Origin of the sequence: Proteus sp. G2618 (genome assembly GCF_009915995.1) — a bacterium.
GTDB classification, from domain to species: Bacteria; Pseudomonadota; Gammaproteobacteria; order Enterobacterales; family Enterobacteriaceae; genus Proteus; species Proteus terrae.
Genome location: NZ_JAABNI010000004.1, coordinates 78,295 through 100,896, shown reverse-complemented (window position 1 = coordinate 100,896; position 22,602 = coordinate 78,295). Strand labels below are relative to the sequence as shown.

The 22,602-nt window shown below is 38.7% G+C and carries 19 protein-coding genes; 11 read left to right on the top strand and 8 right to left on the bottom strand.

Going from position 1 to position 22,602, the window contains the following annotated elements:
- From tnpA to hemN, 5 genes are all read left to right on the top strand, one after another.
- Positions 1 to 303, top strand: a 303-nt coding sequence (tnpA, locus tag GWJ01_RS01265; RefSeq protein WP_161710604.1) for an IS200/IS605 family transposase, incomplete at its 5' end; no start/stop codon positions are given.
- A gap of 507 nt (positions 304 to 810) precedes the next feature.
- On the top strand, positions 811 to 1,485 hold the full coding sequence (locus tag GWJ01_RS01260; protein ID WP_109395048.1) for a CsgG/HfaB family protein: 675 nt from the start codon (positions 811 to 813) through the stop codon (positions 1,483 to 1,485).
- A gap of 24 nt (positions 1,486 to 1,509) precedes the next feature.
- Positions 1,510 to 1,863, top strand: a complete 354-nt coding sequence (locus tag GWJ01_RS01255; RefSeq protein WP_075671270.1) for a DUF4810 domain-containing protein — start codon at positions 1,510 to 1,512, stop codon at positions 1,861 to 1,863.
- Positions 1,860 to 2,516 carry a DUF799 domain-containing protein gene (locus GWJ01_RS01250; RefSeq protein WP_109401595.1) on the top strand — a complete coding sequence of 219 codons (657 nt, stop codon included), beginning with the start codon at positions 1,860 to 1,862 and terminating at the stop codon, positions 2,514 to 2,516. Before GWJ01_RS01255 ends, GWJ01_RS01250 begins: the two co-directional genes overlap by 4 nt.
- A gap of 861 nt (positions 2,517 to 3,377) precedes the next feature.
- A complete protein-coding gene (hemN, locus tag GWJ01_RS01245; RefSeq protein WP_109401594.1) occupies positions 3,378 to 4,751 on the top strand; it encodes an oxygen-independent coproporphyrinogen III oxidase in 1,374 nt (457 codons plus the stop codon).
- Positions 4,752 to 4,771: 20 nt separating this feature from the next.
- On the opposite strand, the gene glnG is transcribed toward hemN, so the two are convergent.
- From glnG to glnA, 3 genes are all read right to left on the bottom strand, one after another.
- Entirely contained in the window at positions 4,772 to 6,196 is a 1,425-nt protein-coding gene (gene glnG / locus GWJ01_RS01240) for a nitrogen regulation protein NR(I) (RefSeq protein WP_109395046.1), read from the bottom strand.
- 10 nt (positions 6,197 to 6,206) lie between these two features.
- Complete coding sequence (gene glnL / locus GWJ01_RS01235) at positions 6,207 to 7,253, bottom strand: nitrogen regulation protein NR(II) (RefSeq protein WP_109401593.1); 1,047 nt, start codon at positions 7,251 to 7,253, stop codon at positions 6,207 to 6,209.
- Between the two features lie 185 nt (positions 7,254 to 7,438).
- Positions 7,439 to 8,848: a glutamate--ammonia ligase gene (gene glnA / locus GWJ01_RS01230; RefSeq protein ID WP_109395044.1), complete on the bottom strand. Its 1,410-nt coding sequence runs from the start codon at positions 8,846 to 8,848 to the stop codon at positions 7,439 to 7,441.
- 359 nt (positions 8,849 to 9,207) lie between these two features.
- Here glnA and typA point away from each other — a divergent pair, with 359 nt between their 5' ends.
- From typA to rluF, 5 genes are all read left to right on the top strand, one after another.
- Positions 9,208 to 11,043, top strand: coding sequence for a ribosome-dependent GTPase TypA (gene typA, locus GWJ01_RS01225; protein WP_088494327.1), 1,836 nt, complete (start codon positions 9,208 to 9,210; stop codon positions 11,041 to 11,043).
- 460 nt (positions 11,044 to 11,503) lie between these two features.
- The gene (yihX, locus tag GWJ01_RS01220) at positions 11,504 to 12,121 is read left to right on the top strand and encodes a glucose-1-phosphatase (RefSeq protein WP_075671284.1); all 618 of its coding nucleotides are present in this window, start codon (positions 11,504 to 11,506) and stop codon (positions 12,119 to 12,121) included.
- Positions 12,122 to 12,188: 67 nt separating this feature from the next.
- Positions 12,189 to 12,626 (top strand): D-aminoacyl-tRNA deacylase, encoded by a 438-nt coding sequence (gene dtd / locus GWJ01_RS01215; RefSeq protein ID WP_072064855.1) that lies wholly within the window; start codon positions 12,189 to 12,191, stop codon positions 12,624 to 12,626.
- Between the two features lie 36 nt (positions 12,627 to 12,662).
- A complete protein-coding gene (gene fabY, locus GWJ01_RS01210; protein WP_109401591.1) occupies positions 12,663 to 13,577 on the top strand; it encodes a fatty acid biosynthesis protein FabY in 915 nt (304 codons plus the stop codon).
- Between the two features lie 174 nt (positions 13,578 to 13,751).
- Entirely contained in the window at positions 13,752 to 14,633 is an 882-nt protein-coding gene (gene rluF, locus GWJ01_RS01205; protein ID WP_075671297.1) for a 23S rRNA pseudouridine(2604) synthase RluF, read from the top strand.
- Positions 14,634 to 14,724: 91 nt separating this feature from the next.
- Here the strand turns inward: rluF and GWJ01_RS01200 are convergent, their stop codons facing one another.
- The 4 genes from GWJ01_RS01200 to GWJ01_RS01185 form a co-directional block, all read right to left on the bottom strand.
- The gene (locus GWJ01_RS01200; protein WP_088494331.1) at positions 14,725 to 14,964 is read right to left on the bottom strand and encodes a hypothetical protein; all 240 of its coding nucleotides are present in this window, start codon (positions 14,962 to 14,964) and stop codon (positions 14,725 to 14,727) included.
- 87 nt (positions 14,965 to 15,051) lie between these two features.
- Positions 15,052 to 16,728 (bottom strand): AsmA family protein, encoded by a 1,677-nt coding sequence (locus GWJ01_RS01195; protein WP_109395041.1) that lies wholly within the window; start codon positions 16,726 to 16,728, stop codon positions 15,052 to 15,054.
- An 85-nt stretch (positions 16,729 to 16,813) separates the two neighbouring features.
- Positions 16,814 to 17,359, bottom strand: a complete 546-nt coding sequence (locus GWJ01_RS01190; RefSeq protein WP_109401589.1) for a hypothetical protein — start codon at positions 17,357 to 17,359, stop codon at positions 16,814 to 16,816.
- A 154-nt stretch (positions 17,360 to 17,513) separates the two neighbouring features.
- On the bottom strand, positions 17,514 to 18,905 hold the full coding sequence (locus GWJ01_RS01185) for a uracil-xanthine permease family protein (RefSeq protein ID WP_161710603.1): 1,392 nt from the start codon (positions 18,903 to 18,905) through the stop codon (positions 17,514 to 17,516).
- 241 nt (positions 18,906 to 19,146) lie between these two features.
- On the opposite strand from GWJ01_RS01185, the gene gltS reads away from it, so the two are divergent.
- A complete protein-coding gene (gene gltS, locus GWJ01_RS01180; RefSeq protein WP_036933836.1) occupies positions 19,147 to 20,361 on the top strand; it encodes a sodium/glutamate symporter in 1,215 nt (404 codons plus the stop codon).
- Positions 20,362 to 20,511: 150 nt separating this feature from the next.
- Here gltS and recG read toward each other — a convergent pair whose 3' ends face one another.
- Positions 20,512 to 22,599: an ATP-dependent DNA helicase RecG gene (recG, locus tag GWJ01_RS01175; RefSeq protein ID WP_161710602.1), complete on the bottom strand. Its 2,088-nt coding sequence runs from the start codon at positions 22,597 to 22,599 to the stop codon at positions 20,512 to 20,514.
- Between the last annotated feature and the right edge of the window lie 3 nt (positions 22,600 to 22,602).

The following is a 22,602-nucleotide window of genomic DNA, read 5'->3' as shown; positions in this document are numbered from 1 at the left end:
GAAATAATCGAAGGGCACCTTATGCCAGATCATGTTCATATGTTAGTGAGTATTCCACCGAAGATATGCGTATCAAGCTTCATGGGATATTTGAAAGATAAAAGTTCGTTGATGATCTTTGATAGACATGCCAATCTCAAATATAAATTTGGCAACAGAAAGTTTTGGGCGGAAGGGTTCTATGTCACAACAGTTGGACTCAATGAAGCCACAATTCAAAAGTATATCAGAGAGCAAGAAAAGTCGAATTTAATCTCGGATAAATTGAGCAATAAAGAATATGAAAACCCCTTCAAGGGGTAAGCCAAAGTAGCAAAGACACTGAGCTTGAACGAAGAGAAAGCAGCGTCATTTAGGCGCAGTCGGTAACAAGCCCTTATAGGGCAAGAGCAAACCACCCGTTTTACGGGTGGTTATGATTACACGTTATTTAGATGTTTTTTTAGATAAAGATATTTATAAAAACTAATTAAATAGCAGCGTCATACAAATTCTTTTTCATTTTTTTATAAGTTCAATTTTAAACTGACTTAAGGGATATTGATAAAATAATAGGTAAAGCATTCTCTATTTTATCTCTATATTTATTTGTTATTATTTTTATCGCCCATCTTCTATTCTCCCCGTCGCTGATTGCCTTTATATTATAAATAAGAGCTGATTTATCTTTTAACCTTATTATTACTGAGGTTTATAAGTGTGGGCTTTATGAGCTAAAACTGAAAATTATTATTTCCGTTTATATCAACTCTACTTCAATTAATAGAATGAATATCTATAGGTTTATTTCACCTTTATTGGGTTATTAATATGAATTTAAATAAATTATCACTTGGTTTGATTTTGGTTTCTACATCATTACTTGCAGGGTGTGCATCAGAATCTTCACGTTCTTTAGAAGTTGCTAAAGTTGCAACCTATAACACAACTTATACAGGCACTAAGAGCGCTATTTCTATTGGTAAATTTGATAACCGTTCTAGTTATATGAATGGAATATTCTCTGATGGAGTTGATAGATTAGGAAATCAATCCAAAACGATTTTAATGACGCACTTACAGCAAACAGGGCGTTTTAATGTATTAGATAGAGCTAACTTATCTGAATTAAAAGAAGAAGCTGGCATTAAAGGACAAAGCCAACAGTTAAAAGGTGCAACATATGTTATCACAGGCGATGTCACTGAATTTGGCCGTAAAGAAGTTGGTGATCGTCAATTATTCGGTATTTTAGGCCGGGGTAAAACACAAGTTGCTTATGCCAAAGTGAACTTAAACGTTGTGAATGTGAATACCTCAGAAGTGGTGTTCTCATCTCAAGGTGCGGGCGAATACGAGCTTTCTAATCGTGAAATCATTGGGTTTGGTGGAACAGCAAGCTATGACTCAACACTTAACGGTAAAGTGCTTGATTTAGCTATTCGTGAAGCGGTTAATAACTTAGTTGCAGGTATTGAAAGCAATGCTTGGCAGCCTTCAAAATAGTGCACATTTTATAAGGATATAACGATGTCTAAATCATTAATAAGCCTTGTTTTGGGGGCATTATTGCTGACGGGCTGTGCAAGTGGCCCTAAACCACTTTATAACTGGGATAGTTATCAACAAGTGGTGTATCAGTACTATCAACAAAGTGAAAGTGATCCTCAAGCACAAATCGATGCATTAAAGAAAAGCATTGAGCTTTCTCGTGCCAAATCATTAGGTATTCCTCCGGGATTACATGCACATTTAGGTATGTTATACGGTGCAACGGGTGCGTTAGATTTAGCTATGGCTGAATTTAGCGAAGAGAAAGCACTTTACCCAGAATCAGCGGAATTTATGGATCGCCTGATGAAAAATAAAGGAATGCAAAAATGAGTCGCTTATTCACTTTAATTTGTTTGGCTTTTGCTCTGGTATTAACGGGTTGTACCCAGCCTGTTAAAACAGATTACTCCGCATTTAAACAGAGTAAACCAAAAAGCATTTTAGTCTTGGTGCCTCAAAACCATACAACAGAAGTTGGAGCTGGACACAGTTTCTTATCTCAAGTGACATATCCATTGGCGGAAGCAGGATATTACGTGTTCCCTGTTGCTGTTGTTGAAGAGACATTTAAGCAAAATGGCTTATCCATGGCAGGAGATATTCATGCAGTAAGTCCTAATAAATTACGTGAAATCTTTGGTGCTGATGCTGTTTTATACTTAGATATCACAGAATTTGGAACGTCATATCAAATTATTTCTAGTGATACGAGAGTTACTGTTGCTGCTAAGCTTGTTGATCTTCGTAATGGTGGTGTGCTGTGGAGCAGCTCTGCAACGGCATCAAGTACAGAAACAGAAGGCTCATCGGGTAGTTTAGTCGGGATGCTGGTTTCAGCGGTTGTGAATCAAATCGTGAATACAGTATCAGATAAAAGCTATCAAATTGCAGGTATAACCAGTATCCGTTTACTTTCTGCTGGAAATGCGAATGGCATTTTGTATGGCCCTCGTTCTCCTAATTATGGTAAAGAAGCAGAATAAATAAATGCTATAAAATAAGTATAATAAAGAGAAAGGTTCTGCTTATTAACTTTAGAATAAGTAGAGCCTTATTTTATTTATAAGTAATAAATAATAATTATTCTTATTTGATGCTAGGTAATACTACATATATTTATTGTAAGATAAGCGTGAAATAGAAGAGTGAATAAAAGAGATGAATTGTTATTGAAGAGATAAACCATCCTTGGTTGCTAGTCCGTTTCCTTCCGTGGTTAATAATCCATAATTCGGGTATATAAAAGAGACTGATTAAATAAGAGAAACGTCAATTAGAATAAGATAAGGTATGGGGGATGCTATCTTTCCTTGTAATATAGCGACCTTTATTCTTTAAATGAGCCTCAAATTTAAATCAAAACACGACTTAGTTGGATATTAATCAATGTTTGTCTCTAGGATATGTAATATTATAATTTAGGTAAAGATATAATTGTTACTATTATTATAATCATCGAATTAAGAGGGAATAAAAGAATAATAAAACTAATATAACGAGATATTTAATTAATTTAAATCGTATTTTGAGTAATATATCGTTTTAAACTCGGTGTGAAAGTTTTCTTCTGATATTTCACGATGAATTGAAATTACTAACGTATTGAATAAACTTAATTTATTCATGAATATCTTTAATGGATAAGATTATTTTTACATAATGTGATTTACATCACGTCGTATATTTGAGTGTTATCGCCTATCAATAAGAAGAAAGGGATTTATACGATACCCCTTTCGATCATATTCAGTTCCCGATTTATTGGTTACACTATTCTTTCAGATATTCATAATGTCTGTTTGCTGGTATGAAATATCAGCTGTTCACTTTTGGAAGGTAGAGGCATGTCAGAACAAACAATTATTTGGGATCTTGACCTGATCCATAAGTATAACTATTCAGGTCCTCGCTATACATCATACCCAACAGCATTAGAGTTTAATCAGCAATATGGCGATGATGATTTTATCAAAGCGACTCAACGTTATCTTGAGCGCCCTTTATCGCTTTATATTCATATCCCTTTCTGCCATAAGCTGTGTTATTTCTGCGGCTGTAATAAAATTATTACGCGGCATAAACATAAGGCAGATGAATATCTTGATGTTTTAGAAAAAGAAATTATTAACAGGGCTTGTTATTTTAAAGACAGAAAAGTGACTCAGATGCATTGGGGTGGGGGTACACCTACTTTTCTGGATAAGCAGCAAATTAGCCGATTGGTTTCGCTATTACGTCACCATTTTTATTTTGTTGATAATGCAGAACTCTCTATTGAAATCGATCCCCGTGAAATTGAGCTAGATGTTATCGACCATCTGCGTCATGAAGGATTTAATCGCCTAAGTATGGGCGTACAAGATTTCAATAAAGAAGTACAACAAAAAGTCAATCGAGAGCAAGATGAAGCGTTTATTTTTGCATTGGTAGAGCGTGCGCGTGAAGTGGGTTTTCACTCCACCAGCATTGACTTAATTTATGGTTTACCTAAGCAAACCAAAGAGAGTTTTGCCTTTACATTAAAACGCGTTATTGAATTATCACCTGATAGATTGAGTGTTTTCAATTATGCACACTTACCTAATTTATTCGCTGCTCAGCGTAAAATTAAAGATGAAGACCTCCCTTTAGCTGAAGAAAAATTAGAAATATTACAAGAAACAATTTCTACGCTGACAACAAACGGCTATCAGTTTATTGGTATGGATCACTTTGCTAAACCTGATGACGAATTAGCAGTTGCTCAGCGCAAAGGTATTTTACATCGTAATTTCCAAGGCTATACCACTCATGAAGAGTGTGACTTATTAGGTATGGGAGTTTCTGCAATAAGTATGTTAGGCGATAACTATGCGCAAAATGAAAAAGTATTGAAAGAATATTATGCGCGTGTAAATAGTGAAGGGAATGCACTATGGCGTGGTTTATCTCTGACTAATGATGATTGTATTCGTCGAGATGTAATTAAAACCTTAATTTGTAATTTTAGTCTGCGTTTTTCTGATATTGAAAAAATGCACAATATTGTCTTCCATGACTATTTTAAAGAAGATTTAGAATTACTTGTGCCAATGAAGGATGATGGTTTAGTTGAAATAACAGCAGATGGTATTCAAGTTACACCACGAGGACGTTTGCTTATTCGTAATATCTGTATGTGTTTTGATACCTATTTACGAAATCAAATGCGCCAACGTCAATTCTCGCGTGTTATTTAATCGATGAAGGGGATAGAGGATCAATATTCCTCTATCCCTAACTCTTTTAATTTGCGGGTTAATGTATTTCTACCCCAACCTAATAACCTTGCCGCATCTTGTTTATGCCCTTGTGTGTATGCCAAGGCACTAAGTAATAGCGTGCGTTCAAATTGAGGTAGGGCATCTGTTAAGATGTTTTTTTTCCCTTCCCCTAATGCTTCATCTGCCCATAATGAAAGATGTTGTGACCAATGTTGAGAAGAAGCAATTCGACTGATATTTTTAGCTTTCTCATCAGGTTGGCGAATTTCTTGTGGTAAATCTTGAGGCATAATCTCTTGGCTTGCCGTCATTACCGTTAACCAGCGACACACATTCTCTAATTGTCTGACGTTACCTGACCAGTTGTATTCCATCATTATTTGCAAACTTTGCTGATGAAGCGCTTTGGTTTCGACACCTAATTCTTTAGCTGTTTTTTGTAGAAAATAGCGCGCTAGACTGGGAATATCTTCGGTTCTATCGCGTAATGGAGGTAACTGAATGCGTATTACATTGAGTCGATGATAGAGATCTTCACGAAAATCGCCCGCTTGAACTCGTTTTTCTAAATCTTGATGTGTAGCGGCAATAATACGCACATCGACTTTTACAGGAGCATAACCACCGACTCGATAAAATTGCCCTTCAGCAAGGACCCGCAGTAAACGTGTTTGAATATCGAGAGGCATATCGCCAATTTCATCAAGAAACAGAGAGCCACCGTTCGCTTGTTCAAATCGGCCTTGACGTACTTGAGAGGCTCCTGTGAATGCGCCCTTTTCGTGACCAAAAAGCTCTGATTCAATCAAGTCTTTAGGAATGGCTGCCATATTTAAGGCAATAAAAGGAGAGGAAGCTCTTGGACTGTGGCGATGTAATGCATGTGCCACTAATTCTTTCCCTGTCCCTGATTCCCCATTAATCAGCACACTAATTGAAGAGCGAGAGAGCCGACCAATAATACGGTAAACTTCTTGCATTGCAGGTGCTTCGCCAATCATATCTGAAACTGATTGCAATGAAGTATCATTGGTATTTGGTTGTTTTTGCTCTCGATAATGAGTAATGGCGCGATCAATTAATGCTAACGTTTCGTCGATATCGAACGGCTTTGGTAAGTAATCAAATGCCCCTTGTTGATAGGCATTAACAGCAGCATCCAGATCAGAATGTGCCGTCATAATAATCACGGGCAGAGCTGGATATTGTTCTTTAATTATTTTTAGAAGAGATAAACCATCAATATCAGGCATGCGAATGTCTGATAACAATACATCAGGTATTTCTGCATTAAGTGCATTAAGTACATCATTCGCATGTTCAAAGGTTTTACATAACAGACCTTCACGTGAAATAGCGCGTTCAAGTACCCAGCGAATAGAGCTGTCATCATCAACAACCCATACATTTCCTTTTTGCATTGGTTATCTCCTACTTAATTGGTAAATAAATAGAAAATTCAGTATTTCCGGGCCAACTAGTAAATTCAATTTTACCTGCATGCTGATCCACTAAATTGCGTGCAATAGATAATCCCAACCCATTGCCACCTTCTCGACCACTAACCATGGGATAAAAAAGCGTATCTTGCAGATGAGGAGGAATACCATCACCGGTATCAATCACATCAATGCGAGCAACAAGGCGATGGCGTTCGCCATGAAGTGTGACTTGAAAAGCAGTACGGGTACGTAAAATAATCGTCCCTCCTGTTTTTTCAACGGCTTGTAACGCATTGCGTGTAATATTTAGGAGTACTTGTTCTATTTGGTCTGGGTAATGTGATAACTCAGGTAAGCTCGGATCGTAATCTTTTAGCAAGGTGACATTTTCAGGGCATTCGAGTGAAATAAGCTGAGCAACGCGCTCAACAACATGGTGAATGCTCTGATGTGTTTTTGTCCCTGGATGTTGAGGCCCGAGTAATCTGTCCACCAGCACACGTAGGCGATCAGCTTGTTCAATAATGACTTGCGTGTATTCCGTTAAGGCAGGATCAGGTAAGGATTTTGCCAGCAACTGAGCCGCGCCTCGTAATCCTCCTAACGGATTTTTAATTTCATGTGCCAGCCCCCTAACCAATTCCCTAGCAGCCATTTGCTGGGCTTGTTGGATCTGCTCTTGGCTTAACCGGCGTTGACTATCCATAGGCGCCAGTTCCAGCAAAATATGTTGCTCGGAAATAGGTTGGGCACTGAGCGACATTGTGTGTGATTGGTTATTAATAACCAATATCACTTCATTGTCGGTAAAGCTTTGTCCATTCGCTAACGTTTCACGCATTAAATCAGCGTCAAAAGAGTAATAGCTGAAAAGGGCAGTGAAAGGCGTTTCAAATAATTTTCGACGGCTTTGTGCTAAAACCTGTAACGCAGAATGATTTGCGTAGCAAATAATAAACTCTTTATTGATAACCAATACAGAGTGTATTAGTGAGTCTAAAATTAATGTGTTGTCAGGTAAGTCTGCCGTTTCCATATTGAATACCCCATTGCACCATTTTAGTGCATCTTACCTTTATTACATTAATGAACCAATGCGTAAGTGAAAAGACTGACTCCTTAAGTGGGAGAAAAGTGCCCATCCGAAGATGGGCAAAATAGCTTCACGGCAAAAAAAACAGTTTTACATCTTGGCTTAAGTGTTTATTAGTAAAAATAGTCTTAAGCGCTGTAATACATTTCAAATTCAAGAGGATGTGGAGCCATACGTACACGTTGAACATCAGCACGTAATAATTCTAAATAAGCATCAATAGCATCATCAGTAAATACACCACCGCGAGTTAAGAATTCACGATCTGTATTTAATGTATTTAATGCTTCTTCTAATGAACCTGCGACAGTTGGGATCTCTTTCGCTTCTTCTGGTGGTAAGTCATAGAGGTTTTTATCCATAGCATCACCAGGATGAATTTTATTGATAATTCCATCAAGACCCGCCATTAACTGTGCAGCAAACGCAAGGTAAGGGTTTGCTAGCGGATCTGGGAAACGCACTTCAATACGGCGCGCTTTCATGCTAGCAACAACTGGAATACGAATTGATGCTGAACGGTTACGTGCAGAGTAAGCTAGCATTACAGGTGCTTCAAAACCCGGAACTAAACGTTTGTAAGAGTTAGTGGTTGGGTTAGTAAATGCATTTAATGCACGAGCATGTTTGATAATACCGCCGATGTAATACAGCGCCATTTCAGATAATCCGCCGTATTTGTCGCCTGCAAACAGGTTTACACCGTTTTTGGACAGTGACATATGGCAGTGCATACCTGAACCATTATCACCAACTAATGGTTTTGGCATAAAGGTTGCTGTTTTACCAAATACGTGAGCGACGTTTTGTACCACGTATTTATAAATTTGGGTTTCATCTGCTTTTTTGGTCATAGTATTAAAGCGAGTAGCCACTTCATTTTGACCCGCAGTTGCTACTTCATGGTGATGAGCTTCAACAACTAAGCCCATTTCTTCCATGATGTTACACATAGTAGAACGAATATCTTGTGATGAATCGACTGGTGGTAGTGGGAAATAACCCCCTTTAACCATTGGGCGGTGACCTTTGTTGCCGTCTTCATATTTGGTATTTGTATTCCATGCAGCTTCAATATCATTGATAGCGTAAGAAGCGCCTGAAATATCGTTTTTGAAACGAATATCATCAAACAGGAAGAATTCTGGCTCTGGTCCAAACAGCACTGTGTCTGCGATACCACTTGATTTTAAATAGTGTTCAGCGCGTTTTGAGATAGAACGAGGGTCGCGATCGTAACCTTGCATTGTGCCAGGTTCTAAAACGTCACAGCGAATAATCAGAGTTGGATCTTGGAAAAATGGGTCAAGCATTGCGGTTGTTGCATCTGGCATCAGTACCATGTCTGATTCGTTGATGCCTTTCCAGCCACCAATAGAAGAACCATCGAACATTTTTCCTTCTTCAAAGAAATCATCGTTAATCTGATGAGCCGGAATAGTAAGATGTTGTTCTTTACCGCGGGTATCAGTGAAACGTAAGTCAATATATCTAACTTTATGTTCTTCAATCATGGATAACACATGTTCAAGGGACATAGGAACTCTCCTGGCGAATGGTTTTATTGAGTGCAGTGGCCTTACACATTTTTCGGTGAATTTTTTGCTCACCTAAATTCTATTGCGAAAAGCATGCCAACTTATCTAAAAAGGGATATATACTGTATTGATGAAGTTTAGTGTAGAATATCTCCTGTGATTTTTTAATTATTGCACAAAGTTGGTGCAAATTAAGCCTAATTAGTTGCACTATTTTGGTGCAATCGAACAGATGCTACTAAATTCTGAGGCGTGAAAAGGATCACAATTCAATTAATTGCATATTGTTAAGCAATCATTATTGTGATCTTGTTTAGTCTCTCGTCTAAAGCGTGTACAATACTGCGCTTATTTCTACAATGCCTGAGGCAAATTTTGTGATCGAAAACTTGCGTAATATCGCCATCATCGCCCACGTTGACCATGGTAAAACAACTATCGTCGATAAATTACTACAGCAATCTGGTACGTTCGGCGAACGTGAAACCGTTGCTGAGCGCGTGATGGACTCAAATGATCTCGAAAGAGAGCGCGGAATTACTATTCTTGCGAAAAATACAGCGATTAAATGGAATGACTATCGTATCAATATCGTAGATACCCCAGGACACGCCGACTTCGGTGGTGAGGTAGAACGCGTTATGTCTATGGTAGACTGCGTTCTATTGCTGGTTGACGCGATGGATGGCCCAATGCCACAAACTCGTTTTGTGACACAAAAAGCGTTTGCTAACAACTTAAAACCAATTGTTGTTATCAATAAAGTTGACCGCCCTGGTGCGCGTCCAGACTGGGTTGTTGATCAGGTATTTGACCTGTTCGTAAACTTAGGCGCAACTGACGAACAACTTGATTTCCCAATTATCTATGCATCTGCATTAAACGGTATTGCGGGAACAGATTACAATGATATGGCTGAAGATATGACTCCGTTATACGAAGCTATTGTCAAATATGTAGAGCCACCAAAAGTTGATCTGGAAGGTACATTCCAGATGCAAATTTCTCAGTTGGACTACAACAACTACATGGGTGTTATCGGTATCGGTCGTATCAAGCGTGGTAAGGTTAAACCTAACCAGCAAGTTACCATCATCGATAGCGAAGGTAATACTCGTAATGGTAAAGTCGGTAAAGTGTTAGGTCACTTAGGCTTAGAACGTATCGAAGTTGAAGTAGCAGAAGCTGGCGATATCATCGCAATCACAGGCTTAGGCGAACTGAATATTTCTGATACGATCTGCGAAACAGGTGCTGTTGAAGCATTACCTGCATTAGCCGTTGATGAACCAACTGTTAGCATGTATTTCTGTGTTAATACTTCACCTTTCTGTGGTCGTGAAGGTAAGTTTGTGACTTCTCGTCAGATTTTAGATCGTCTGAAAAAAGAGTTAGTCCATAACGTAGCATTACGTGTAGAAGAAACCGAAGATCCAGATGCATTCCGTGTATCAGGTCGTGGTGAGCTTCACCTGTCAGTTCTGATTGAAAATATGCGTCGTGAAGGTTACGAATTAGGTGTATCTCGTCCTAAAGTTATCTTCCGTGATATTGACGGCCGTAAACAAGAGCCTTTCGAACAAGTTACTATCGACATTGAAGAGCAACACCAAGGTGATGTGATGCAAGCGATGGGTGAGCGTAAAGGCGAAATGCGTGATATGCAACCAGATGGTAAAGGACGTGTACGTTTAGACTACATTATCCCTAGCCGTGGTCTGATTGGTTTCCGTACTGAATTTATGACCATGACATCAGGTACTGGTTTACTGTATGCAACATTCAGTCACTATGATGATGTTCGTCCAGGTGAAATCGGTCGCCGTAATAACGGTGTTATGATCTCTAATGGCCAAGGTAAAGCCGTTGCTTACGCACTGTATAGCTTACAAGACCGCGGTAAATTATTCGTTACTCATGGTGCAGAAGTTTATGAAGGCCAAGTGATTGGTATTCATACTCGCTCTAATGACTTAACAGTAAACTGCTTGACGGGTAAAAAGCTGACTAACATGCGTGCTTCTGGTACAGATGAGGCGACAACGCTGACTCCACACCTGAAACAAACATTAGAACAAGCATTAGAATTTATTGATGACGATGAGTTAGTTGAAGTTACTCCGCAGTCTATCCGTCTGCGTAAGCGTTATCTGTCAGAAAACGATCGTCGTCGTGCTTACCGTAGCAAAGACTAATTCGTTATTCTGATAACATAATTCTTAGGGCGCGTTAGCGCCCTGAGTTTATACTCGTCATACTTCAAGTTACAGAGTTGGTTGCGTTTAACTAGTCGCCTAGCTGTAACTTAAATTATTTAGAGTATGTGGTACTAGTTGTACTATTAGACGAATGCGGTGGAAAATTTGCCACCGCATAAGTTTTTCTCTTCCTGCCTCTCTTTTCTTACCTTTTATTCCTCAAGCTGCATTTACAATTTAAGTATTTTTTTCTGGTATCAATATCAAAAGCCATCATCCACCCTATTATGCATTATAGATAATGATGCTTTTAGCCTCACTTTTCGTCTTTACCTATTCTGGTTTTATGTTTTACAAAAAATTAAGTGTGATTATTGTACTTTTTTAGTGTTTAAGCCTGTTCAGTAAAGCGATTTATGATTAAAGTAAAATGAGTTTTCTATTATGGAGAGGATTTATGCTTTATATCTTTGATATGGGTAATGTGATTATTGATATCGATTTTAACCGGGTATTCGCAGTATGGAGTAAACTCAGTGGTGTTCCATTAGCGAACATAAAAAAGAACTTCACCACAGGAGAGATCTTTAAATTACACGAACGCGGCAATATTACAGACATCGAGTTTGCAGAAGAAATCAGTTCAGAATTAGAAATGAATTTAAGCTTTGAACAGTTTGCTGAAGGATGGCAAGCTATTTTCGTCGCATTACGCCCTGAAGTCATTGATATAATGAATAAATTAAGAGAGCAAGGACATCGGGTTGTGGTGTTATCAAATACTAATCGCTTACATCAAAATTACTGGCCAGAACACTATCCTGAAATAGCAGCCTCAGCCGATTTCCTCTATCTATCTCAAGATATCGGTATGAGAAAACCTGATCCTGAAATTTATAAGTATGTTTTACAGTCTGAAGACATTGAAGCACAAGATGCCGTTTTCTTTGATGATGTGAAAGCCAATGTTGATGCTGCCATTGCTGTGGGTATGAAAGGTGTACATGTCATTGATAAACAAACTGTCATTGATTATTTCAAAGATTATGATTTTTCTCTCCCTGTAGAAGAATAATGCTATTGTAAGGATAACAACAGATTGAATTTGTTATCCTTTTTTATTGATTTATTTTGGAGAGAGTATGATCGCGTTAATTCAACGAGTGACACAGGCAAAAGTAGATATTGCAGGTGAAACAGTCGGCGCTATTAATCAAGGTTTGTTGGTTTTATTAGGTGTAGAGAAAGATGACAACGAACAGAAAGCCAAAAGATTATGTGAAAAAGTATGCGGTTATCGCATATTTAGTGATGAAAATGACAAAATGAATCTAAATGTGCAACAAGCAGGTGGCAGTTTATTAGTCGTCTCTCAATTCACACTAGCCGCAGAAACACAAAAAGGAATGCGCCCTGGTTTTTCGAATGGTGCGCCTCCTGAATTAGCGAAAAACCTCTACCACTACTTTATAGAACAATGTCAGCAGCAAGGTTTAGAAACACAAACAGGCCAATTCGCCGCGGATATGCAAATCACACTGACTAATGACGGTCCAGTCACCTTTTGGTTGCAGGTATAACGTCGAACATGTAGTGATGTTAAAAGGAGCTCAGATATGTACCATTTACGAACCCCAAAAACCGAGGCGGAATTTGATGCCTATTATGCTTTTCGCTGGGAAATGCTTCGTAAGCCTCTACATCAACCTGAAGGCTCTGAAAAAGACGGTTATGATACCTTTGCTCATCATCAAATGGTTGTCGATGAAACGGGACAACCTGTCGCGATTGGACGACTTTATATTAATGCGGATAACGAAGGCGCTATCCGCTTTATGGCAGTACGCACAGATGTACAAGGTAAAGGTTTAGGCACTCTTGTTGCCATGGCGCTAGAATCATTGGCTCGCCAAGAAGGTATAAAACGGATCGTGTGTAGTGCAAGAGAAGAGTCTGTAAACTTCTTTGAAAAATTGGGTTATGAAAATTGTGGTCTAGTCACTGGCCCTCAAACCACACCCATTAAGCACTTTTTTATGAAAAAAAGTATTGAGTCTTTAGATGACATTCTTCATCGACCAGATTGGTGTGCTGAATTACAAAAACAGTGGCACCAACATATTCCTTTAAGTGAGAAAATGGGATTACGTATTACTCAATATACGGGAACTCGTTTTTATACCACTATCCCAGAAGCGGGAAACCAAAACCCTCATCACACTATTTTTGCAGGCAGCCAATTTTCACTCGCAACATTAACAGGTTGGGGATTGATTTGGCTATTAATGCGCGAGCATAAGTTGCAAGGTGATATTGTGCTAGTGGATGCTCATATTCGTTATCGCAAACCTGTATCAGGGCGTCCTGCGGCCGTTGCTGATATGGAGAATTTAAGTGGGGATTTAGGGCGATTAGCGAAGGGCAGTAAGGCTCGCATTAAGTTAGATGTTGATATTTGTGGTGATGAAGGCGTCGGTGCTGTTTTTAGTGGTACTTATATTGTTTTACCTTCACAAAATAAGCAGTGTTAAGTGTATTTTATTTAATTCATTGAATTTAATCTATTTTTTACCATTCTTACCAACATTTTTGTTATTTTTTTTACGTTAAAGCGTGGGGATAATCAATCTATGCTTTGATGCTTATTTTATAGTGTTTCTATCGCTATCCAATTGATGTATATTTCGCAGTTTACGGAGGGAAGCATGGACACCAATTTATCTACTCGTCTTAATAAATATATCAGTGAAAGCGGGATCTGCTCACGCCGTGAGGCTGACCGTTATATTGAGCAAGGACTTGTCCTTATTAATGGCAAACGCGCCAGTATTGGCGACCAAGTATTTGCTGGCGATGAAGTCAAAGTCAATGGTCGATTAATTGAAGCACAGGATAACTCTGAGCTGGTTTTGATTGCACTGAATAAGCCAGTGGGAATTGTCAGTACCACAGATGATGGCGAAAAAGATAATATTGTTGACTATGTTAACCACAGTACCCGTATTTTCCCAATTGGGCGTTTAGATAAAGATTCACAAGGATTGATTTTCCTGACTAACCACGGCGATTTAGTGAATAAAATCCTACGTGCAGGTAATGATCATGAAAAAGAGTACCTTGTGACAGTGAATAAGCCGATCACAGATGAATTTATTCATGGAATGGGGGCTGGTGTTCCTATCATGGGACAAAAAACCAAGAAATGTAAGGTTAAGAAAGAAGCGCCGATGGTGTTTCGTATTACCTTAGTTCAAGGGTTAAATCGTCAAATTCGTCGTATGTGTGAATATTTTGGTTATGAAGTCACTAAGCTTGAACGCATTCGTATTATGAATGTGAGCTTATCAGGATTGCCTGTTGGTGAATGGCGTGATTTGACCGATGATGAATTAATTACCTTATTTGAAGCGATTGAAAAATCAACGTCTGAAGCACCGCCAAAGCCAAAGCAAAATAAGCCGAAAAAACAAATCAGTAGTAATGCAAAAGCATTGGGTATTCATATTCCTCAAACAAAAACTAAAGAAACGGAAAATAATTCCCGTAAGCGTTTTGTTCAGCCAGGTCGTAAAAAGAAAAAACGTTAATCTCATCTGTAAAGATATGATAAAAACAAAAAAACACCTGAAAGGGTGTTTTTTGTTTGTTCTATTTAAGACAAATTACACATCGATAAATTTAGTCTAAATCAAGCTCATCTAATTTATTTTGGCGACGTTCAAGTACGATCGCTGCAAGTTCGGCATCCATAACTCGCTCAATCAATGCATCATAGTCTTCTTTAGAAAGGCAATAGAACAACGGAGTTTTGTTGTCATCACACACAAGCAGTGTACTGTTATCTTCAAGTGCAGTTAAAGGAGATTGTTGAAACACATTTAAAGATATTTTTTCAGGGGAAAAATCTTCGTCAGACATGAAAACTCCACAATAAAGAAAAAGGCAATAGCGCATTGTAACGCTTTTTATAAAGGGAGCAATCTGTGCTCCTGCGAAAGATCAATATTATAGGTGATTAATTATTTCGCCATTTTGTATCACTGAGTTGAGTATTTGTTGCTCACCTTTACTTCCAGTTAATGTACCATTAAGCGTTGATTCCACTGGGTTTGAACGTAAATCACCTTTCAGTTTTAGTGTGAATTGGCCTACTTCGTCAGAGTAGGTTGTTTTGAAACCTAATGTGTAAGGTATTGATAAAGGTACATTTAATCCATTAGCAATAAGTGAAAATTGGCGCTGTTGGTTAGATTGCACTAAACCAGCTGAACCCCGAACAATGCCATCACCAATAAATGCTGAATATTGCTCAACGATAGCGTTATCTTGTTGAGTGACAATTTTTAAATCAGGGCGACGTAATTCAATACGATTTAATGTACCACTATCAGCATTAAATACCGCTGAGCCTTGCCATAATCCCCATTCACCTTCTTTTGCAATTACTAAATTTTGCAGTTTTCCTGTTAAATTCGTGAATTGGAATGGAAATTCTGGCGTGATATCAATCAAAATGGATTGATTGATAGATAACTGTTCGATAGTGATATTTTGAATATTACTCTTATCATCTATTGGTTTAGCTAAAAAAGTGAGCCAATTTTCAGGTAGCGTATATAAAAGACCCGATAATGTGGCGTCTTGGATCCTGATGGTTTTGTTGTCTTTATTCCAATGACCAGCAAGTTTAATTAAGCCTTTCTCGTAGCGTAGGCTGAGGCTATCTAGATTGAGTTGATTGTTCTGCTGGTTGAGTTTTGCGATAAGATCAGTGAAGTGTTCATCTTGAAAAACAACATCATTTGTATTGAGTTCACCAGTTGTAAATGAAAGAGCCTTATCCCAACTAAACTGAGAAAATTGCCCATCAAAGCCACTGATTGCCCACTGTTTTCCTTCAGCAGTAAAATCAACAATATTAAGTGCTCTTATACTAATACGAGGATATTCAGAGAGAGACTGAATTAATTCGTTAAGGGTTTGCGAGGATTGCCAGCGCAACCCATTCATATAAACCTCATCAAATTTCCATTGATTATCTTGATATTGCCCACTCAAAGATAGTGAGCCATTAAGTAGACGAGTACCTAATTTCTCTATTTGAATACTATTTGGCTGATATTGCCCAGAGATAATAAAATTACTGAATTCATTATTATTTATCATGCCATTAGCAATAGAGAATTGGAAATGACCCGCTCCTATCAAATCGGTTGATGTTGGGATCCATGGCGTAATACCACCTGTTACTTTATTGGCATCAAAAGAAAAATTATTCTTTTTACTGTTTAGTGCCATATTTTTAAATTGTAAGATATCGGCACTTAAGGGTATTGAAGGTGTTTTGTCTGCAAACTCAATATTGCCATTTTCTAATGTAATTTTTTGCAGATGAGAAGGGGTGGTAAAAAATTGCCAATTAAATCGAATTTGTGCTGATTTTGCCGATACTGTCGATTTATCTTGTTTAGGATTAACGAGGAGATCATGAACAATGACTTGCTCGGGTTGCATAAGATCATGCTCAATACCTGAGAAGCGAATATCATAGTCAGTGTATTGTGTCAGCCATTCACTGGTTTTCTGCGCGCCCCACTGAGTCTGAATAAAAGCGTAAATTATAATAATAAATAAAATAACGATAAGTATCAGAGATACCAAACTTTTCATCAGCCAGCGCATAACCCTTCTCCTGTTTTATACTCCATCAAAACATTATACAGTTATGCCTGAAAACTAGGCGATGCTCAAGTATTCATCGGATAAATCAAAGAGATTTCACTTGTTTATTAAGGATGCTAGATATTCTGGATGTCAGATTTCCCGTATTGGGTAATCGTTTTAAATGACTGTTTACTTCCCCTAGTATTTTCATAACCAACTGAGCATGTCGTCCTTCTGTTGTACTTAATTTTTGCTGATGAAGTTTGTTACTGTAGTTAATTAACTGAGAAATCAAATCATTAGGTTCAAGACTTCCAGAACGGTAAATATCGTGAAGATTAGGAGTAATGTAAGATTGATTCTGTAAGTAATTAAATGAATATTTAAGAGCATCTACTGTAGGCTTATTAAGATATGGGTTAGTTAAAAACGTACCTAAGTCTTTTTTAATATGCTCTAAATTGAATTCAGCAACAGGCTTATTTCCTAAATAAGTAAATTTATGATCACTATTAAATAATGAAAGAATAGAATCTTTGAGATAAGTAAAAAATTGCTCAATAGTTTGTATATGAAAATCTTGAGTAGATGGATGACTTTTTAAGTATTTGAGTGCAGGATTTTTTATTGGGCTCAATGGTGTAGTCATTTTATTTTTCTTTGATTTTCAGTCTTGAGATAAAGATTTACCGTAACTCAAAGGATCATACTTTTATAAAAATACCATTGGCCTAAAGATGATAAATAAAACGCTATTTTCATAATCAAAAATAGCGCTTTACTCGTTTATTGCTAATTAATAATTATTTTTCTGGTGGGAAAATTAGATTTAAAATAATGGCCGTTAAACCGCCCGCAGCAATACCTGATGACAGCAATGTTTTTAGCCAATCAGGGGCAAACTGTAATATTTGAGGCTGTTGCGAAACGCCTAACCCTACCGCAAGTGAAATAGCAAGGATCATGATGGCTCGGCGGTTTAATGCTTCTTTAGAAACAATACGTACGCCAGACGCAGCTATTGTACCGAACATCACTAATGTGGCTCCGCCTAATACTGGCTCAGGAATTCTTTGTACAAATTCAGCAACGAATGGAAATAAACCTAAGATAACAAGCATTGCTGCAACAATATAACCTACGTAGCGGCTAGCAACACCTGTTAATTGGATCACACCATTATTTTGGCCAAAACAAGAGTTTGGGAAGGTATTGAAAAATGCTGAAACCATGGAGTTAATTCCATTAGCTAATACACCCCCTTTGATGCGCTTCATATATAAGGGACCACTGACGGGCTGCTCTGAAACATCAGAAGTTGCCGTGATATCACCAATGGTTTCTAGCGAAGTGATCATAAACACCAGCATTAAAGGAATAAGTAAATTCCAATCAAATGATAGGCCATAATAAAATGGCTCAGGGATCGTGATCAGCGGTGTTTCTTGATGTTCTGCGGGTGTGGGTAACATATCTAAAGCCCAAGCAAGAACATAACCCACTGCCATTGCAATAACTAAAGAAGCTACTCGTAAGTAAGGATTTTTTTGTCGATTAAGTAAAATAATAACGATAAGAACAGAGCCTGCTAACAATAAGTTCTGTGGCGAGCCAAAAGTATTATTTTCGATAGCAGCATAACCGCCACCTATAGACGTTAATCCGACTTGAATTAATGATAGACCAATAATCATCACGACTACACCTGAAACTAAAGGCGTAATGATACGTCTTGCTAGGTGAAGTACGCGTGAAAGGACGATTTCTGTTAATGAGGCGACCATTAAGGTTCCAAAAAGGGCTGCCATCATTGTCGGAATATCTGCACCACCATTTTTAAGAGCTAATCCTCCCATAATGAGTGGAGCAACAAAGTTAAAGCTTGTTCCTTGAATTGATAACAATCCTGAACCTATAGGTCCCCAAGCTCGAATTTGTATTAAAGAGGCAATACCTGATGCAAATAAAGACATACTAATAATGCGTTGGGTATCGTGTGCCGGTAGTCCTAATGCTTGGCAAATTAAAATTGCGGGAGTAATAACTGCGACAAACATGGCTAAAAGGTGCTGACATGCGGCAAAAAGCGTTTGAGCTAATGGCGGTTTTTCTTCTAAAGCAAAAAGAAGCTCGCTATTTTTTTTAACTGAAACATCACTATCTTTAGGCAAATTTTGATTTTCTGAAGTAACCATGGTGTGAATTTCTTATTCGACAAAAACGGTATTTTAATGATCTGCGCCACAAAAGCAATCGTTTGCGTGAAAATGATGTTATCAAAATGCATAAGAGGCGCTCACATTTTTATATGTTTTAACTTGTGTTTGTCTCCGTTTTTTTTTCTAATCGGGGATACCTGCTTTTGGCGTTGTTTATGGATGAACTTAGCGTCGTAGTATTTTTATATAAAATTAACAAATAAGACGGGGTACATAAATGTATCATCTTGATGTTTATGGCACGCTGGTTGCGGCCACTTTGGTTCTCTTGATCGGACGTAAGTTAGTGAAATCTGTTCCTTTTTTAGAACGGTATACGATCCCAGAACCTGTTGCAGGTGGGCTACTTGTTGCAGTTCTTCTATTAGCATTCAAATCTTTTATGGATTGGGAAGTGAGTTTTGATCTGTCACTTAAAGATCCATTAATGCTAGCCTTCTTTGCAACAATCGGGTTAAACGCAAATCTCGCGAGCTTAAAGGCCGGAGGAAAAGCGCTTTTTATTTTCGTCTTTGTCGTTGTTGGGTTGTTGTTAGTACAAAATACCGTTGGTATCGCGCTAGCAAAAATGTTAGGTCTTGATCCATTAATGGGATTACTTGCAGGCTCGATTACATTATCGGGTGGTCATGGTACAGGGGCGGCTTGGGGTAAAACGTTTGTTGAAAACTATGGCTTCATGAGTGCATCTGAAGTAGCGATGGCGTGTGCAACCTTTGGTTTAGTTTTGGGAGGATTGATTGGTGGCCCTGTTGCGCGCTACTTAATCAAAAATATTCCAACGCCAGGATTAGGCGCTGACGACCATGAAATGCCAACAGCGTTTGAGAAACCCACTACAGGCAGAATGATCACGTCAATGGTCTTGTTAGAAACCATTGCGATGATCGCGATTTGTTTAATGGCGGGTACATTCCTTTCTCAATTATTAGAAGGTACTGCATTCTCATTACCGACCTTTGTGTGTGTCCTGTTTATCGGCGTTATTTTAAGTAATAGCCTGTCAATGCTTGGTTTCTATCGTGTTTTTGATAGAGCTGTGTCCGTTTTAGGTAACGTAAGTTTATCGTTATTCTTAGCGATGGCATTAATGAGCTTGAAATTATGGGAGCTTGCATCTCTGGCGATACCTATGTTGGTTATCCTTGGCGTTCAAGCGGGTGTCATGGCGCTATACGCTATTTTTGTGACATTCCGAGTAATGGGTAAAAATTACGATGCGGCGGTTTTAGCTGCGGGTCACTGTGGTTTTGGTTTAGGGGCAACACCAACGGCAATTGCCAATATGCAAGCCGTTACGGATCGTTTTGGGCCTTCTCATCTAGCGTTCTTAGTCGTACCAATGGTTGGTGCGTTCTTTATTGATATTGTGAATGCAATAGTGATCAAGCTGTATCTACTATTGCCATTCTTTACACCTATAGCAGGATAGTTTTACCGTTATCACTGAAGAAGTATCTCTGTATTAAATAGCACCCCATTGTTGGTTTTCAGCATTGGGGTGTTTTTTTATGGGATGTTCTATTTCAATATCACGCTGAATCGAGTTTAACGGCATGTTAAGGCGATGCAAAGAATGATCTTATGCTTGGCTATACTGTGTTTTAGTCGGTAACCAGCGTTCGATTAAGGCTTGTGAATGCTTAGGGTAATGTTCATGTAGGTAACGTGCAATACGTTGTACTTCAGGAATGAGTCCCTGATCGCGTAATAAATCAGCCACTTTAAATTGTACATTACCTGTTTGCTTAGTACCTAGAAGCTCACCAGGGCCACGAATTTCGAGATCTTTTTGTGCAATGACAAAACCATCATTGCTATCCCTTAATACCTGCAATCGCAAATGCGCTGTTTGAGTGAGTGGCGTTTTATACAACAAGACACAATGAGAGGCGATAGCCCCTCGACCTACACGTCCACGTAATTGGTGTAATTGTGCTAGCCCTAACCGTTCTGGGTTATCAATGATCATCAAACTTGCATTAGGTACGTCAACGCCAACTTCAATCACTGTTGTTGCAACTAAAAGTTGGAGCTTATTTTCTTTAAATGCCGCCATTACAGCTTGTTTCTCTGCGGGCTTCATTCGCCCATGTACCAATCCTACTTTGATTTCAGGGAGTGCTATTGTAAGTTCATCATAGATAACTTGGGCAGCTTGCGCTTCAAGTACTTCAGAATCTTCAATTAAGGTGCATACCCAATAGGCTTGTCGATTCTCTTCTGTGCAAGCTAGTCTGATGCGTTCAATAATGTCATTACGGCGAGTATCAGGGATAGCGACAGTAGTAACAGGTGTACGCCCCGGCGGTAATTCGTCGATGATAGAGGTGTCCATATCAGCATAAGCGGTCATCGCTAATGTTCGTGGGATAGGCGTTGCTGTCATCACCAATTGATGAGGGTGAAAGCCTTGTTCTTCACCTTTTTTCCATAAGGCAAGGCGTTGATGCACACCAAAACGGTGTTGTTCATCAATAATCACTAAGGCTAGAGAGTGAAATTTAACTTGTTCTTGGAAAATCGCATGTGTTCCAATAATGATCGATACTTCACCATTTGCAATGGCATTTTGCTGTGTTTCGCGGGCTTTCCCTTTCTGTTTTCCTGCTAGCCAACCTACTTGGATACCAAAAGGCTCAAACCATTTTCTAAAGGTTAATGCATGTTGCTCTGCTAACAATTCTGTTGGTGCCATTAAAGCCACTTGCTTACCATTAGCAATAGCACGTAACGCACTTAATGCGGCAACTAGCGTTTTACCTGAGCCTACATCTCCTTGGATCAATCGCATCATTGGATAGTCTTTTTCTAAATCTGTTTCTATCTCATTGACGACACGTTGTTGTGCATTAGTCGGGGTAAAGGGGAGAGAGGCGAGAAATTGTTGACGTAACGTTGATGTATTTGGCATAAACAATGGCTCTGCACGATAAGATTGTGCACCAGCTCTTGCATTGAGCATACCTAGATTGTGAGCCAGCAATTCTTCAATAATTAGCCTTTTTTGCGCAGGATGCTGTCCTTTCTCAAGTTCAGCAAAAGCGATATCAGGAGGCGGATTATGCAGTGTACGTAATGCTGTGGCTAATGGGGGTAAACCGTGAATAAATTGCTCAGGTAATAATTCGTTAATAGCGCAGGTATCAAGTAATTCTAATGCTTGTTCTATTAATTTACGTAATGATGTTTGGCGTAAGCCTTCTGTCGTTGAATAGATGGGAGTGAGTGTTTCTTGCAGTTTAACTTCAGAGCCTGCAACTTTGATTTTATATTCAGGGTGAATAATTTCAGGGCCCCGACTTCCTCGTTTAACTTCGCCATAAGCTGTGACCTGTTTACCTTGAGCAAGGTTATTTTTCATCGTCGCTGTAAAGTTAAAAAAGCGAAGTGTTAAAATTCCAGAGCCATCAGAAATTTGGCAGGTCATCATTTTACGCCGACCAAAACTGACTTCAGTTCTTAAGATTTCGCCAGAAACAGTGGCAGGAATACCGGGAAGGAGATCACTGATAGCATAAAGATGCGTTTGATCTTCATAACGCAAAGGAAGGTGGAGTAACAAATCCTCAATAGTCACAAGCCCTATTTTTGCCAGCTTGTCTGCCTGACTTGCACCTACGCCGTGAAGAGTGGTTAAGGGGATTGCATCAAGCAGTTTTCCTTTCATGGG